The organism is Candidatus Brevundimonas colombiensis (genome assembly GCA_029202665.1).
GTDB lineage: Bacteria > Pseudomonadota > Alphaproteobacteria > Caulobacterales > Caulobacteraceae > Brevundimonas > Brevundimonas colombiensis.
In genome coordinates, this window is sequence record CP119326.1 from 2713880 (window position 1) to 2728532 (window position 14653).

Consider the following 14653-nt stretch of genomic DNA (forward strand, 5'->3'; position numbering starts at 1 on the left):
GCGCCCGTTACGGCCGGGGCCGCTCGCGGAACCGCTCCAGCAGGTCCAGCCGCGCGCTGAACGGCACGGGCGTCACGGTCGCCCCCCCGTTGCCGAAATTCATCAGCCGGGTGTCCCCCGCCCTGGCCTTGGGCCATTCGGGCCGACCGACGCCGTTCGGGTCGCCCGAGCGGGCGAAGGCGGTCCAGTAGCCCATCATGACGTCGGAGGCCTTCTTGTCCCGTTCCTCGACCGGATACGGCAGGGTGTTCAGCGTGCTGAACACATAGGGCCGCTCGATCGCATGGGTGGCGCCGCCATGCGGCTCGGGGTTCTGCGGCGACGAGACGTCGAAACGATAGAGCCACGCCGGATGCCCGGCCTTGTTGTGCAGGCGCGCCAGCATCCGGGCCGGCTCGGAGAAGACCAGGTCGGTGATCACCAGCTTGTCGAACGCCTCCAGCCCGCCATAGGCCTGGACCGCATCGGCCCGCTCCAGCCAGGTCATGTCGTCGTCGATCTGGCCATAGCCGTTGCGGTCCGTCGGCCGCATCCACCAGAACTCGGCGCTGTTGGAGCCGATGATCAGGGGCACGGCCGCCTGGCGACCGGCCTTGAACGCGGCCTCGACCGTGGACGGCACGATCCGGCCGTCGATCAGGCTCAGGTCGCCATTGGCGAACAGCGGCGGCGGCGTCAGGAACAGGTCGGCGGGCGCGGCGCGCAGGTCCGCCGCCGTGCGAAGCCCCGCCCCATAGGCCCAGACCTCGCCCCTATCCCGGGCCGACGGGGCGCCGTGCGGCCCCTTGCGATCCAGCGGCGTCTGCAGTTCGCGGCCCAGGCCCGACTGGACCACGGCCCGATCGAACAGGCCGCGCGCGGGCGGCGAGATCATCAGCCGTGTCACGATGGCCCCGCCCGCCGATTCGCCGAAGATGGTGACGTTCTCGGGGTCGCCGCCGAAGGCCGCGATATTGGCGCGCACCCATTTCAGCGCCGCCGTGACGTCCATCAGACCATAGTTTCCGGCCGCCTCGCCCGCCGGTCGCTCGGCCGCCAGGGCCGGATGGTCGAAGAAGCCCAGCCGCCCCAGCCGATAGTTCAGGGTGACGACCACCATGCCCCGCCGGGCCAGAGCCGAACCGTCATAGAGCCGCGCCGTGCCCGAGCCGTTCACCAGCCCGCCGCCGTGAATCCAGACCATGACCGGCGCCGGCTGAGCCGTCGCCGCCGCACGCCAGACGTTCAGGTTCAGGCAGTCCTCGCTCATCGGCAACGGGCCGACGCCGGGGTCGCCGCCGGGCGGCGCCTGAATGCAGATCGGCCCATAGGCGCCGGCGTCGCGTTGACCCTGCCAGGTCGGCGCGGGACCGGGCGGACGCCACCGCCGCGCGGCCGTCGGCGGCGCGGCATAGGGGATGTTCTTGAACGCAACCACGTCGGCCTCGGCGCGTCCGGTCAGGACGCCCTGCGAAATGCGGACTGTGGGCTGGTCGGCTGCGGGCGCCATCATGAGCGAGAGGGTGGCGAAGACGCCGGCGATTGTCATCCCCGCTGATTAGCAAATCCTGGCGACGGGCCAATGACCTTGCGATCACAGTTGACGACATCTCTTCTGCGAACCGTTTTGCGGATCATGCGTTATCGCCAAGCTAGGCGGGGTAGGCGTTGAACGATCCAGAGACATCAGACGGTCCGACGGCCGCGCAAATGGCGGCCCTCGGCGCAGCCTTCGAAAGCTCGCCCAACCCCTATGTGCTGCTGACGCCGGACCTGTGGATCGTCGCCGTCAACCGCGCCTATGAAGAGGCGACCGGGGCGCGGCGACAGGAGATCGTGGGCCAGCCGCTGTTCGCCGCCTTCGATTCCGGCCCGGGTTCAGAGGCGCCCGAAAACGTGCGTCAGGTCCGCGAATCGCTTGAAAAGGCGCGCCGGACCCGCCAGCGCGATCATCTGGCGCTGGTGCGTTTCTCGGTCGAAAAACCCCTGCCCAACGGCGCCATGGGCTTTGTCGAACGGGTGTGGAGCGCGACGCACACGCCTCTGCTGAATGCGGCCGGCGAGGTTGAGCTGCTGTTGCAGCACACGATGGACTTGACCGACCTGTCGCCCGCTGTGGGGCCGAACGCGCCGATCACGGCCCTGGACGCCATCGTGGGCGGCTCGGTCCTAAGTCGCGCCCAGTCGGTACAGGAGGACAACCGACGCCTGGAGCGCGAGCGCAATCGCCTGGTCGAGATGTTCATGCAGGCGCCAGGCTTCGTTGCCATCCTGTCCGGCCCGGCCCATCGGTTTCAGATGCACAACGACGCCTATGGCCAGTTGATCGGCCGACGCGACATCTCCGGCAAGCCGGTGCGCCAGGCCCTTCCTGAGCTTGAAGGCCAGGGCTTCTTTGATCTTTTGGACAGCGTCTTTGCGACCGGCGAACCCTATGAAGGCCGCGAAAGCGCCGCCCGACTACAACGAACGGCCGACGGCCCGCTCGAAACCGTCTATCTGAACTTCATCTATCAGCCGATCCGAGATGGGTCCGGGACTGTTGTCGGCATCTTCGTTCAGGGCAATGACGTCACTGCGAACGTCCTGGCGGCCCAGCGGCAAAAGCTGATGATCGACGAACTGAACCACCGGGTGAAGAACACCCTGGCGACCGTTCAGTCCATCGCCATCCAGACCGCCCGGTCCAACGCCGACCCCGCCGGTTTCGCCGAGACCTTCCAGTCGCGGATCATGTCCCTGTCCCACACCCACAACCTGTTGACCCAGAGCCATTGGGAGGGCGCCGACCTGCGCGCCATCCTGCAGCACGAGACCGAAGCCTATGGCCCTGCACGGATCAGTCTGGTGGGCCCGCCCGTCTCTCTGGAGCCGCCGGTGGTCCTGTCGCTGGGCATGATCTTTCATGAGTTGGCGACCAACGCCGCCAAGTACGGCGCCCTGCACACGCCTGATGGCCGCGTCCTGATCGACTGGGCGCTGGCCGATCAGCGGGCCCGAAAACTGCGGCTGACGTGGCGAGAGATCGGCGGGCCGAAAGTTACGGTACCGGACAGAAAAGGTTTCGGTAGTCGTTTGATTGAACGAAACATTCGCCACGATCTGGCGGGCGAGATCGATCTGGTCTACGCCCCTGATGGATTGATCGCGGAGCTTACGATTCCGCTCGACAGGACCGCAGCCCAATGACCCATCCTCTGAACGGCCGCCGCGTCCTGATCGTGGAGGATGAATCGCTGGTCGCCATGCTGATCGAGACGATTCTGGAAGACATGGAGTGCGTGCCCGTCGGCCCCGCCTCCAGCATCGACGAGGGTCTGGCCCTCGCGCGCGACGCCGAGGGGCTGGACGCCGCCTTGCTGGACGTCAACGTCGCCGGCCAGCAGGTCTTCCCTGTCGCCGAGGCGCTGAAGGCGCGCGGCGTGCCGTTTGTCTTCTCCACCGGCTATGGCGAAGGCGGCCTGCCCGACGAATGGCGCGGCCAGCCCACCGTCCAGAAACCCTTCACCGAAGCCGCCATCCGCGACGCCCTGATAAAGGCTATCGGCGTCGCCGAGGCCTGAACGGCCTAGCGATAGATGGCGTGGAGCACAGGCTTGCCAAGCCAGTAGCCCAGTTCCGCAGGCCGCTTGACGTTCCAGACAGCGAGGTCGGCGGCCTTGCCTGTCTCCACAGTACCGATCTCATCCAGCAGACCTAGCGCCCGCGCCGCTTCCCGCGTCGCGCCGGCCAGGGCTTCTTCCGGCGTCAGGCGGAACTGGACGCAGGCCAGGTTCAGGGCGGCGGTCATGGAGGCGACCGGCGAGGTGCCGGGGTTGCAGTCGGTGGCGACGGCCATTCGCACGCCGTGGCGGCGCAACAGGTCGACCGGCGGCGCCTGGGTTTCGCGCAGCATCAGATAGGCGCCGGGCAACAGAACAGCGACGACGCCGGCGGCGGCCATGGCGGCGACGCCCTGTTCTGTCGCGTGTTCGATGTGATCGGCCGACAGCGCCCGATGACGCGCCGCCAGCGCCGCCCCGCCTCCATTCGACAACTGATCGGCGTGCAGCTTGACCGGCAACCCCAGTTGGCGCGCCCTGTCGAACAGGCGCGAAACCTCCTCGGTCGAAAAGGCGATGGGCTCGCAATAGGCGTCGACCGCATCGACCAGACCCTCGGCATGGGCTGCCGGCAAGATGTCGTCGATGGCCAGATCGACATAGGCGGCGCGGTCGTCGCGATATTCGGGCGGCACGGCGTGCAGGCCCAGATAGCTGGTGCGGACGCGCACTCCGCCCTCGCGGCCGATGCGGCGGGCGACGCGCAGCATCTTCAGCTCGGTTTCGCGATCCAGACCATAACCGGACTTGATCTCGACCGTGGTCACGCCGGTCACCTTCAGGCCAGCCAGCCGATCCATGGCCGAGGCGAACAGGTCATCTTCCGACGCCGACCGCGTCGCCATGACCGAGGAGACGATGCCGCCGCCCGCACGGGCGATCTGCTCATAGGTCGCGCCGCCCAGCCGCTGTTCGAACTCGGCCGACCGATCCCCGCCGAACACCAGATGGGTGTGACAGTCGATCAGGCCGGGCGTGATCCAGCGCCCCTCCAGGCGTTCGACCTGCGCGGCGTCGACGGCCGGCAGATCGGCGCGCGGTCCCACCCAGGCGATGCGACCCTGCGCGATCACCAGCGCTGCGTCTGTGATCGCGCCATAGGGGGCCGCGCCCTCGACCATGGTCGCGACGTGACAGTCGATCAGCAGGCGGTCGGCCTTCATCGGCGGATATCCTTCATATGGCCGGGCGAAAAGCGCGCGACCAGATCGTAACGGTCGCCGGGGAAGGTCTGCCACACCCGCGTCACCCCCTGCCCGTCCCGCCATGTCCGCCGCTCGACACACAGACAGGCGGCGCCCGGCTTCAGGCCCAACAGCCGCGCGGCCGTGACGTCCGCCTCGATGGCGGAAATCCGGTTCTCCGCCTCGGTCCACGGCTCTGAGGTCAGAAGCCAGCTGCCGGGCGCAAGCGTCTGAAAATCCACATCGACCGCCTGAGGCGCCGCCGCCAGCGCAATCAGCCGATGCTCAAGCGCCAGGGGCATTCCGTCCGCGCTGTGCAGGCAGGTCAGGTCCAGCAGCCGTTCACCAGCGGCCAGTTCGGCCTCGTCGTCGTCGCGGGCGCTTCGCTCCGCGCGATCCAGAAGCGCATAGCCATAGGCTTGGCCCCTCGCCGCCACCTCGGCCTGCAGGTCGGGAATGGACAGGACAGCGGCGTGGGCCTTGGGTTGGGCGACAAAGGTGCCGGCGCGGCGGCGGCGCGTCACCAGCCCTCGCCCGGCCAGCTCGGAGATCGCCTTGGACACCGTCATGCGCGAGCAGCGATAGGTGTCGGTCAACTCATGCTCGAACGGAATACGGTCGCCGGGCGACAGGTCGCCGGACAGGATGCGGCGCTCCAGATCGGCGTAGATACGTTGATGCAGCGTCACGCCGCCGCCTCGCCCAGCACCCTCAGAAGAGCCTGGCGATAACGCGCCTGAATGGAGTCGCGCGCGATATGGCGGCCGTTCGTCACCACCTCGCGTCCCGCCCGCCAGACCGAACGGATCGCGCCGGATCGCGGCGCGCCGAAGATCCAGCTGTCCAGAACCGCATCGCCCGAACGTCCGGCGAAGGCGATCCCGTCCACATCCAGCGACACCATATCGGCCCAGCCGCCCATGACCAGACCCGCCTCGACGCCGCCCGCCTGCGCCCCTCCCGCCAGGGCGCGGTCATAGAGGGCGCGGCCCGTCGAGCGCTGCGGATCGGCCATCACCGCCCGCCCCCGCCGCGCCAGCCGCTGGCTGTATTCCAGCATCCGCAGCTCTTCCGCCACGCCGATCTGGACATTGGAGTCCGTGCCGATGCCGAACCGTCCGCCGGCCTGGGTGAAGTCGACGGCGGGAAAGACGCCGTCGCCCAGATTGGCCTCGGTGATCGGGCACAGGCCGACCACGGCGCCGCGATCCGCGATCCCGCGCCATTCCGCCGCGGTCACATGGGTCGAATGGATCAGACACCAGCGCGGATCGACCGGCGCATGGGCCAGCAGCCATTCCACCGGGCGCGCGCCCGACCAGTCCAGGCAGTCCTGAACCTCCTTGGTCTGTTCCGCGACGTGGATATGGATCGGCTCGTCGCCCGCCAGCGCAGGCATGGCCGCCAGTTCATCCGGCGCGACGGCGCGCAGGCTGTGGGGCGCCACGCCAACCACGGCGCCGTCCAGCCCGGCGGCCAGACCCCGGCAACGCTCCGTCAGATCGGCGAACCCGTCCAGATCGGTCACGAACCGTCGCTGGCCGTGCGCGGGCGGTTGGCCGCCGAAACCGGCGTGGGCGTAGAAGACCGGCAGCAGGGTCAGGCCGATTCCCGTCGTCCGGGTCGCCGCCACGATCCGACCGGCGATCTCGGCGATGTCGGCATAGGGCGCGCCCGACGCATCGTTGTGCAGATAGTGGAACTCGCAGACGCGGGTGAAACCGCCTTCCAGCATCTCCATGAAGGCCAGCGCGGTGATGGCCTCGATCTCCTCCGGCCCGCCCCGGTCCAGAAAGCGGTACATCAGGGCCCGCCAGGTCCAGAAGTCGTCGTCAGACGGCCCGCGCGCCTCGGTCAGGCCCGCCATCGCCCGCTGGAACGCGTGGCTGTGCAGATTGGTCATGCCGGGCAGAGCGACCCCGTGGTCCGCCTCTCCCGGCGCCCGTTCAACGCCGGTTTCCAGCGTGGCGATCCGTCCGTTCGCCAACCCAATCCGCACCCCTTTCGCCCAGCCGTCCGGCAGCAGGGCGGCCTGGAACCAGAGGCTGCGATCCACAGGGTGCGCTTCAGGGGTCACTGGACAGGTCCGCGTCTCTACGATCAATATGTCTAGACATACCACGATGGATCGATTTGGCGAGGGAGGCTGAAGCGGATGAAGGACTGGCTGACCGTCCACGAGGGTTCGGCGCCGCTGGTGATCGGCCTGCCGCACACCGGAACCCAGATCCCGCCCGAGATCGAGGCGCGGATGACCTCGCCCTGGCTAGCGCGCAAGGACGCCGACTGGTGGGTGGACCGGCTCTACGACTTCGCCGCCGACATGGGCGCGACCCTGGTGCGGACGGCGATTTCGCGCAGCGTCATCGACGTGAACCGCGACCCGTCCGGCGCGTCCCTCTATCCCGGCATGACGACGACGGACCTTTGCCCCACCGAAACCTTCGACGGCGAGCCGCTGTATCGCGAGGGTCAGGCGCCCGACGCCGACGAGATCGCTGAGCGGCGCGCGACCTGGTTCGATCCCTATCACGCCGCCCTGCAGGGCCAGTTGGATCGGCTGAGCGCGCGCGGCCCGGTCGTTCTCTATGACGCCCATTCGATCCGCTCGGTCGTGCCGCGCCTGTTCGAGGGCGAACTGCCCCAGTTCAATATCGGCGACAACGACGGGTCGACCTGCGCCCCTGAACTGACGCAAGGCGTGGAGGCCGCCTGCGCGATCAGCGGCTCCAGCCTGATCGTCAACGGCCGGTTCAAGGGCGGTTGGACCACGCGCCAATATGGGCGACCCAGCGCGGGGATACACGCCATCCAGATGGAGTTGGCCGACCGCGGCTATATGGCCGACCCCGCCGGGCCGGTGTCGCCCGAAAATTGGCCCAGCCCCTATCGACCCGAGAGCGCCGAGGCGATGCGGGACCATCTGCGCCGCGTCCTCGGCGCCTGCATCGCCTTTGCGGAAAGCCAGAGATGAATACGCCCAACACCCGCATCGTCCGCAGCCCGCGCGGGCCGGACATGACCGCCAAAACCTGGGCCGCAGAGGCCGCCCTGCGGATGCTGATGAACAACCTGGACCCCGAGGTCGCCGAACGGCCGCAGGATCTGGTCGTCTATGGCGGCATCGGCAAGGCGGCGCGCGACTGGGCCGCCTTCGACCGTATCGTCGAAACCCTGCGCGTTCTGGAGGCCGACGAAACCCTGCTGATCCAGTCGGGCAAGCCGGTGGGCGTCTTCCGCACCCACGCCGATGCGCCGCGCGTGCTGATCGCCAACTCCAACCTGGTGCCCAAATGGGCGACCTGGGAGCATTTCGGCGAACTCGATCGCAAGGGGCTGATGATGTACGGCCAGATGACGGCCGGGTCGTGGATCTATATCGGCACCCAAGGCATCGTGCAGGGCACCTATGAGACCTTCATGGAGGCCGGGCGCCAGCACCATGGCGGCGACTGGTCGGGCAAATGGATTCTGACGGCGGGCCTGGGCGGCATGGGCGGCGCCCAGACGCTGGCGGCGACCATCGCCGGGGCGTCGTGTCTGGCTGTCGAATGCCAGCGCAGCCGGATCGAGATGCGGCTGAAAACCCGCTACCTCGACGTCATGGCCGAGACGCTGGACGAGGCCCTGACCCTGATCGAACAGGCCGGGCAAACCGGAAAGCCCATATCTGTCGGCCTGTTGGGCAATGCGGCCGATGTTCTGCCTGAACTGGTGAAGCGCGGCGTTCGCCCCGATCTAGTGACGGATCAGACCAGCGCCCATGACCTGGTCAACGGCTATCTGCCCACCGGCTGGACCGTTGCGGAATGGGAGGATCGGCGCGTCAGCGATCCGGCCTTGGTCGCGGCGGCGGCGCGCAAGTCCATCGTCGCCCATGTGCAGGCCATGCTGGACTTCCAGGCTGCGGGCATCCCGGTGGTCGATTACGGCAATAACATCCGCCAGGTCGCCTTCGACGAAGGGGTGACGAATGCCTTCGACTTCCCCGGCTTCGTGCCCGCCTATATCCGCCCGCTGTTCTGCCGGGGCGTCGGGCCGTTCCGTTGGGCCGCCCTGACCGGCGATCCCGAAGACATTCGCAAGACCGACGCGGCGATGAAGCGGCTGTTCCCCGACAATGCCGGTCTGCATCGGTGGTTGGACATGGCCGGCGAGCGGATCGCCTTCCAGGGCCTGCCCGCCCGCATCTGCTGGATCGGCCTGGGGGATCGGCACCGCGCGGGCCTGATGTTCAATCAGATGGTGGCGTCCGGCGAACTGTCCGGCCCCATCGTCATCGGCCGCGACCATCTGGATTCCGGCTCGGTCGCCAGTCCGAACCGCGAGACGGAGGCGATGATGGACGGGTCGGACGCGGTCAGCGACTGGCCCCTGCTGAACGCCCTGCTGAACACGGCGTCCGGCGCCTCCTGGGTGTCGCTGCATCACGGCGGCGGGGTCGGCATGGGATACTCCCAGCATTCGGGCGTCGTCATCGTCGCCGACGGCACGCCGGAAGCCGCCAGACGGCTTGAGCGCGTCCTGTGGAACGACCCGGCCACCGGCGTCATGCGCCATGCCGATGCGGGATACGACATCGCCCGCGCCGCCGCCCGCGAACACGAACTGAACCTGCCCAGCCTGAAGGCCTGACGATGACCACCCTGCCCCTCGGCGACGCCCCCCTGACCCTGGCCCAGCTTCGCGCCGTGCTGGACGGCCCCGTGACGGTGATCATCACGCCTGCCGCCTGGGCCGACGTCGAAAAGGGCGCGGCGACCGTGGCGGCCATCGTGGCGGAGGGCCGCACAGTCTATGGGGTGAACACGGGCTTCGGCCTGCTGGCCAACACCAGCATCGCGCCGCAAGACCTTGAGACCCTTCAGAAGAATCTGGTGCTGAGCCATGCCTGCGGGGTCGGTCCGCTGCTGCCCGACGGGGTGACGCGGCTGTTGATGGTGCTGAAGATCGCCTCCCTGTCGCGCGGCGCCTCGGGCATCCGGCGCGAGACGCTTGAGGCCCTGGTCGCGCTGATCAACGCCGACATCCTGCCCTGTATTCCATCCAAGGGGTCGGTCGGGGCCTCCGGCGACCTGGCGCCCCTGGCCCATATGTCCTGTGTCCTGATCGGCGTGGGCGAAGCGCGGGCGGACGGCCGGACGCTGGAGGCGGAGGCGGCGCTGGCGCATGTCGGCCTGACGCCGCTGACGCTGGGCCCCAAGGAAGGTCTGGCCCTGCTGAACGGCACCCAGTGTTCGACGGCGCTGGCGCTGGCGGGCTTGTTCGCGGCCGAGGCTGTGTTCGCGGCGGGCCTGGCGGCGGGCGCCCTGTCGGTCGATGCGCTGAAGGGATCGGACGCCCCGTTCGATGCACGCATCCACGCCCTGCGCGGCCAGCCCGGCCAGATCGCGGTGGCCGCCGCCTTGCGCGGTCTGATCGACGGTTCCGCCATTCGCGACAGCCACCGCGACGACTGCGCCAAGGTGCAGGATCCCTATTCGCTTCGCTGCCAGCCCCAGGTCATGGGTGCGGTTCTGGACGTGCTGAAGACCGCCGCCGCGACGCTGGAGCGCGAGGCCAACGCCGTGACCGACAATCCCCTGGTCTTCATCGACGACGGCGACGTCATATCCGGCGGCAACTTCCATGCCGAACCCGTTGCTTTCGCTGCGGATCAGATCGCCATGGCCCTGTGCGAGATCGGCAATATCTCCGAGCGACGCACCGCCATCCTGGTCGATCCGAAGATGAGCGAACTGCCAGCGTTTCTGGTCAAGGAGAGCGGTCTGAACTCCGGCTTCATGATCGCCCAGGTCACGGCCGCCGCCCTGATCGCCGAGAACCGGATGGTCGCCCATCCGTGCAGCGTGGACACGGTCCCGACCAGCGCCAATCAGGAGGATCACGTCTCCATGGCCACCCACGGCGCACGCCGCCTGCTGGACATGGCGGAAAATGCGGCGACGGTCGTCGGCATCGAACTTCTGGCGGCGGCGCAGGGGATCGAGTTCCATCGTCCCCTGACCAGTTCGCCTGTGCTGGAGCAGGTCTTCGCCATCGTGCGAGAGGCCGCCGCCCCCTACGCCAGCGACCACTATTTCGCACCCGACATCGCCCGCGCCACCGATGGCGTCCGGGCGGGGCGTTATCGGGCCTTTGCGAAAGCGCTGCTGCCGTCCGCCTGAAATCAGCCGCCCAGCACGCCCAGGTGTTCCAGGAGGATCATCGTGCCCAGTCCGATCAGGGCCACGCCGCCCACGATCTCGGCCGCCTTGCCGAACTTGAGGCCCACGGCCCGGCCGATCAGCATGCCGAGGGTGGTCAGGACGAAGGTGGTGAAGCCGATCGAGGCGGCGATCACCCAGATGTTGGCGCCGATGAAGGCCAGGCCCACGCCGACAGCCGCCGCGTCGATGCTGGTGCCGATGGCGGTTGCGATCAAGGCCCACGGGCCTGAGCGGCGGGGCGCGGCGTCTTCGTCGGCGTCTCGCGGCTTGGCGCCCTCCCAGATCATCTTGCCGCCCACGATCAGCAGCAGGGTGAAGGCGATCCAGTGATCGATCTTCTCGACCAGTCCGGCGGCGATGAGGCCCAGCCCCCAGCCGATCAACGGCGTGATGGCTTCGATGACGCCGAACACCAGTCCGGCCTTGACGGCGGCCGGCACGGTCGGTCGGTGAGACGCCCCCCGCCCCACGGCGGCCGCGAAGGCGTCCGTGGACATGCTGAGGGACAGGACGGCGATGGCTCCTGGGGTCATGCGAATCATTCCACCGGACAAGCGACAGCGGTCCCCTCGCCTGCCGGTGCGGCGGTGGAACGCGCTGGTCTCGCTAGGCGGTGGTCCGCTGATCGCGCCACGCGCCGAAGCGCGAGTGTGTTGACGCGATCCCGACGATGCGACGCCGGAAGCTACTCCCCAACAGGAGAAGGCGCTCTACACGAGCTGACGCGCGCTTGGCAACGCCTGCGATCAGTCGAAGGGTCGCAGAGGCGCGCGACGCAACGCCGCCAGATTGGCGGAGCCCGTGCAGAAACAGACGGTTCGCAGTTGGCGCATCACCTGCTGAAAATGTGCGACCACCGCCTCGGTAGAGGTCGCGGCGGCCGCCAGAGCGCCCGCCGCCTGGCCCACGACATCGGCGCCCAGGCGAATCGCCTTGGCCGCATCCACCCCGTCGCGGACGCCGCCGGAACCGATGATGACGGCCTCCGGGCACGCGCGCCGCACATCCACGAGGGCCTGGGCGGTCGGCGCGCCCCAGTCTGCGAAGGCGGCGGCGTGAGCCTTGTCGAACGGGTTCGACGCCCGTTCGCCTTCGATCAGCGCCCAGTTGGTGCCGCCCGCGCCCGCAACATCAACCGCCGCCGCGCCCATGTCGATCAAGCGCCGGGCGGTGCGGCCGGATAGGCCCGCGCCGGTCTCCTTGACCACCACGGGCGCCTCCAGTTTCAGGATCAGCGCCTCCAGCGCCGCGCCCACGCCCCACCAGTCACGATCCCCCTCTGGCTGACAGGCCTCCTGCAACGGGTTCAGGTGAACGACCAGGGCGTCGGCGTCGATCATGTCCATCGCGCGCCGCGCCTCGTCCAATCCGAAGCCGCGCGTCAGTTGGGCCGCGCCGATATTGGACAGGATCACGGTATCGGGCGCGCGACGCCGCAGGGTCCGATCCAGACCCCCGCTGGCCCCGCCCTCGATCGCGGCCCGTTGAGACCCCACCGCCAGGGCGACGCCCAGATGCTGGGCCGCCTCGGCCAGACGGGCGTTGATCGCCTCGGCTCGGCTCGGGCCGCCGGTCATGGCGCTGATCAGCAAAGGGGCTTTCAGCCGCCTGCCCAGGAAGTCGGCCCCCAGGTCGATCTTGTCGTGGTCGAGATCCGGCAGGGCCTCATGAACGAAATGCACGCGGTCGAAACCGGCGTCGCGCGCGTGACGGCCCCGCCCCGCCAGAACGACGTCCAGATGCTGGTCCTTGCGGTCGGGCGGGGCCGTGTCGTTCATGCAGATCTACTCGGACGGCGTCTGGCTCCGTCCCTCGCCGCCCCGCGCGCTGGCGGCGGGCTGGCGTTCGACCGTCAGGGCGTAGGCGCCCGTCTGGTTCGGGCCATAGGCGCGGGCGCGAACCACATACCAGCCGTCGTCCGGCGCGGTCCAATCCAGCTTGGCGTGGGCGTCCGACAGGCCGTCGTCATCCGTCGCCAGGCTTGAGAAATCGCCGTCATCGTCCTGGCGGCCCAGGTCGATGAAGGAATCGAAGGCGTTCGACACCATGGTCAGCCGAAGTTTCTCGTCCTTTTTGGCCTGGAAACGATAGGCGTCGAAATAGGCGCCCTCGTCCGTCAGGGCCGAGGCTTCTTTCAGCACGCCGCGAACGGTCGAGCCGACCAGCAGGCTGCCGGGCTTGGGCTCCGGCCCGCGATCCGACAGTTCGAAGGAATAGAGGCCCTTGCCGTCGCCGCTGAGCGGCATGGCGCGCACGATGTAGTCTCCGCTGTCGGGCAGGGTGAAGGTCAGACGCGAATCCGTGCCTTCGCTCAGGCCGTCGTCGTCGCTGGCCAGAACCTCGAAGTCCTCGCCCGCCTTGCCGATCTCCAGATAGGCGTCGAAGTCGCCGGACCGCAGGATCGCCTGCACCCGCTGCCCCTTGGTCCCGCTGAAGGCATAGGCGTGATAGTGTTTGCCGTTTTCGCCTTGCGGGTCCGTATCGGTGATCTCGCCCTCGGCGGTCTGACCAAACACGGCGGGCGTGGGCGGCGGCGGCGGGGCGGTCTCGGTCAGCTTCAACGTATAGTCGCCGTCGGCCTCGGCGCTGAAACCACGGGCTTCGATGACGTAGTCGCCGTCGGCGTCAAGCGTGCGGCCGATGCGCGAATCGGTGCCCGATCCCGCGCCGTCGTCATCTTCGGCCACCATCGTCCCGTCCGAGGCGCGGCGAAGCGTCAGATAGGTGTCGAACTCGCTGGACTTCATCTCGATGGCGATCCGCTGGCCGGCGGTTCCGGTGAAGCGGTAGGTGTCGGCGCGCTGACCGTCATCGTTGGTGGCGCTGTCGGCGCCCAGCTTACCCTTGATCTCGTCGCCGACCGCTATGGGTTTGGACGGCGGAGCAGGCGGGGCCTCGGCGAGGCCCAGTTCATAACGGCCCAGGCGCTCGTCCACGCCGGTGGCGCGGATGACGTATTCGCCCGCTGAAGGGGCCGTGAACGTCAGGCGTGAGTTCAGACCGCCGCCCGGTGCGTCGTCGTTGTTGGCGATTTCGGTAAAGTCCGGCCCGTTCATCCGCCCGACCCGCACCACCGGGTCGATGTCGCTGGAATCCAGGGTGATCACGAAACGGTCGCCCGCACCGGCGCGGAAGACATAGGCGTCGTATCGGCCGCCATCCTCCTGTTCTGGATCGCTGGCCGTCAGTTCGCCGCCGGTGGTCGAGCCGACGCGGATGCCGGTCGCGCGCGGCGCGCGCGGCGCGGGCGGGCGCTCCTGCAGCGTCAGGCGATAGTCGCCGCCGTCCAGTCCGCTGTACGTGCGCGCCCTCAGCACATAGACGCCGTCCCGCTCGGGCGTGAAACGCAACCGGGCGTTCGTACCGTCGCCCAGCCCGTCATCGTCCTCGGCCAAAGCCTCGCCCGCAGCGCCGTCCGCATAGATCGCCAAATAGGCGTCGAAGGCGTCGGAACGCAGCACGGCCTCCAGCCGCTGGCCCGCCCGGGCCTGAAAGCGATAGTCGTCGTAACGGTATTCGTCGTCCGCCGCCTTGGCGTCGCCGTCCGTCAGGGCGCCGTTGACGCTGGCGCCGATCCGCAGGGGTTGGGCTTCCTGAGCCAGGGCGTGACCTGCGGCTCCGATCAGGGCGATCAGGCTGACGGCGGCGGCGAGGCAGGGACGGCTCATGAATTTCTCCA

12 protein-coding genes and 1 riboswitch are annotated in these 14653 nt (G+C 68.6%); of the genes, 5 read left to right on the plus strand and 7 right to left on the minus strand.

The window, feature by feature from the left end; all coding sequences use genetic code 11:
* Nucleotides 1-7: 7 nt before the first annotated feature.
* Nucleotides 8-1528 carry a carboxylesterase family protein gene (locus tag P0Y50_13255; GenBank protein ID WEK39492.1) on the minus strand — a complete coding sequence of 507 codons (1521 nt, stop codon included), beginning with the start codon at nucleotides 1526-1528 and terminating at the stop codon, nucleotides 8-10.
* Between the two features lie 161 nt (nucleotides 1529-1689).
* Here P0Y50_13255 and P0Y50_13260 point away from each other — a divergent pair, with 161 nt between their 5' ends.
* Together P0Y50_13260 and P0Y50_13265 are read left to right on the plus strand one after the other, a co-directional pair.
* Nucleotides 1690-3168 (plus strand): HWE histidine kinase domain-containing protein, encoded by a 1479-nt coding sequence (locus P0Y50_13260; protein ID WEK39493.1) that lies wholly within the window; start codon nucleotides 1690-1692, stop codon nucleotides 3166-3168.
* Nucleotides 3165-3542, plus strand: a complete 378-nt coding sequence (locus P0Y50_13265) for a response regulator (protein ID WEK39494.1) — start codon at nucleotides 3165-3167, stop codon at nucleotides 3540-3542. The genes P0Y50_13260 and P0Y50_13265 overlap by 4 nt, the downstream gene beginning before the upstream one ends.
* A 5-nt stretch (nucleotides 3543-3547) precedes the next feature.
* On the opposite strand, the gene hutI is transcribed toward P0Y50_13265, so the two are convergent.
* Genes hutI through P0Y50_13280 form a run of 3 tightly spaced genes read right to left on the minus strand, consistent with a single transcriptional unit; the run spans nucleotide 3548 to nucleotide 6821 of the window.
* Nucleotides 3548-4744 (minus strand): imidazolonepropionase, encoded by a 1197-nt coding sequence (gene hutI / locus P0Y50_13270; protein ID WEK39495.1) that lies wholly within the window; start codon nucleotides 4742-4744, stop codon nucleotides 3548-3550.
* Nucleotides 4741-5454, minus strand: a complete 714-nt coding sequence (hutC, locus tag P0Y50_13275; protein WEK39496.1) for a histidine utilization repressor — start codon at nucleotides 5452-5454, stop codon at nucleotides 4741-4743. The genes hutI and hutC overlap by 4 nt, the downstream gene beginning before the upstream one ends.
* Nucleotides 5451-6821: a formimidoylglutamate deiminase gene (locus P0Y50_13280; protein ID WEK39497.1), complete on the minus strand. Its 1371-nt coding sequence runs from the start codon at nucleotides 6819-6821 to the stop codon at nucleotides 5451-5453. The genes hutC and P0Y50_13280 overlap by 4 nt, the downstream gene beginning before the upstream one ends.
* 99 nt (nucleotides 6822-6920) lie before the next feature.
* On the opposite strand from P0Y50_13280, the gene hutG reads away from it, so the two are divergent.
* The 3 genes from hutG to hutH are packed head-to-tail and all read left to right on the plus strand — an operon-like array spanning nucleotide 6921 to nucleotide 10932.
* Complete coding sequence (hutG, locus tag P0Y50_13285; protein WEK39498.1) at nucleotides 6921-7739, plus strand: N-formylglutamate deformylase; 819 nt, start codon at nucleotides 6921-6923, stop codon at nucleotides 7737-7739.
* Nucleotides 7736-9400, plus strand: a complete 1665-nt coding sequence (locus tag P0Y50_13290; protein WEK39499.1) for a urocanate hydratase — start codon at nucleotides 7736-7738, stop codon at nucleotides 9398-9400. The genes hutG and P0Y50_13290 overlap by 4 nt, the downstream gene beginning before the upstream one ends.
* Before the next feature lie 2 nt (nucleotides 9401-9402).
* A complete protein-coding gene (gene hutH / locus P0Y50_13295; protein ID WEK39500.1) occupies nucleotides 9403-10932 on the plus strand; it encodes a histidine ammonia-lyase in 1530 nt (509 codons plus the stop codon).
* 2 nt (nucleotides 10933-10934) lie between these two features.
* On the opposite strand, the gene P0Y50_13300 is transcribed toward hutH, so the two are convergent.
* The 3 genes from P0Y50_13300 to P0Y50_13310 form a co-directional block, all read right to left on the minus strand.
* Complete coding sequence (locus tag P0Y50_13300) at nucleotides 10935-11507, minus strand: manganese efflux pump MntP family protein (GenBank protein WEK39501.1); 573 nt, start codon at nucleotides 11505-11507, stop codon at nucleotides 10935-10937.
* A gap of 26 nt (nucleotides 11508-11533) precedes the next feature.
* Nucleotides 11534-11677: riboswitch (yybP-ykoY riboswitch) on the minus strand.
* Nucleotides 11678-11720: 43 nt separating this feature from the next.
* Nucleotides 11721-12752 (minus strand): type 2 isopentenyl-diphosphate Delta-isomerase, encoded by a 1032-nt coding sequence (gene fni, locus P0Y50_13305; protein WEK39502.1) that lies wholly within the window; start codon nucleotides 12750-12752, stop codon nucleotides 11721-11723.
* A gap of 6 nt (nucleotides 12753-12758) precedes the next feature.
* Complete coding sequence (locus tag P0Y50_13310; protein ID WEK39503.1) at nucleotides 12759-14642, minus strand: PPC domain-containing protein; 1884 nt, start codon at nucleotides 14640-14642, stop codon at nucleotides 12759-12761.
* Nucleotides 14643-14653: the final 11 nt, after the last annotated feature.

Coding starts and splice junctions, on each gene's coding strand:
- fni (WEK39502.1), bottom strand. CDS start 12,752: ATGAACGACACGGCCCCGCCCGACCGCAAGGACCAGCATCTGGACGTC.
- P0Y50_13260 (WEK39493.1), top strand. CDS start 1,690: ATGGCGGCCCTCGGCGCAGCCTTCGAAAGCTCGCCCAACCCCTATGTG.
- hutH (WEK39500.1), top strand. CDS start 9,403: ATGACCACCCTGCCCCTCGGCGACGCCCCCCTGACCCTGGCCCAGCTT.
- P0Y50_13290 (WEK39499.1), top strand. CDS start 7,736: ATGAATACGCCCAACACCCGCATCGTCCGCAGCCCGCGCGGGCCGGAC.
- hutI (WEK39495.1), bottom strand. CDS start 4,744: ATGAAGGCCGACCGCCTGCTGATCGACTGTCACGTCGCGACCATGGTC.
- P0Y50_13300 (WEK39501.1), bottom strand. CDS start 11,507: ATGACCCCAGGAGCCATCGCCGTCCTGTCCCTCAGCATGTCCACGGAC.
- P0Y50_13310 (WEK39503.1), bottom strand. CDS start 14,642: ATGAGCCGTCCCTGCCTCGCCGCCGCCGTCAGCCTGATCGCCCTGATC.
- hutG (WEK39498.1), top strand. CDS start 6,921: ATGAAGGACTGGCTGACCGTCCACGAGGGTTCGGCGCCGCTGGTGATC.
- P0Y50_13255 (WEK39492.1), bottom strand. CDS start 1,528: ATGACAATCGCCGGCGTCTTCGCCACCCTCTCGCTCATGATGGCGCCC.
- P0Y50_13265 (WEK39494.1), top strand. CDS start 3,165: ATGACCCATCCTCTGAACGGCCGCCGCGTCCTGATCGTGGAGGATGAA.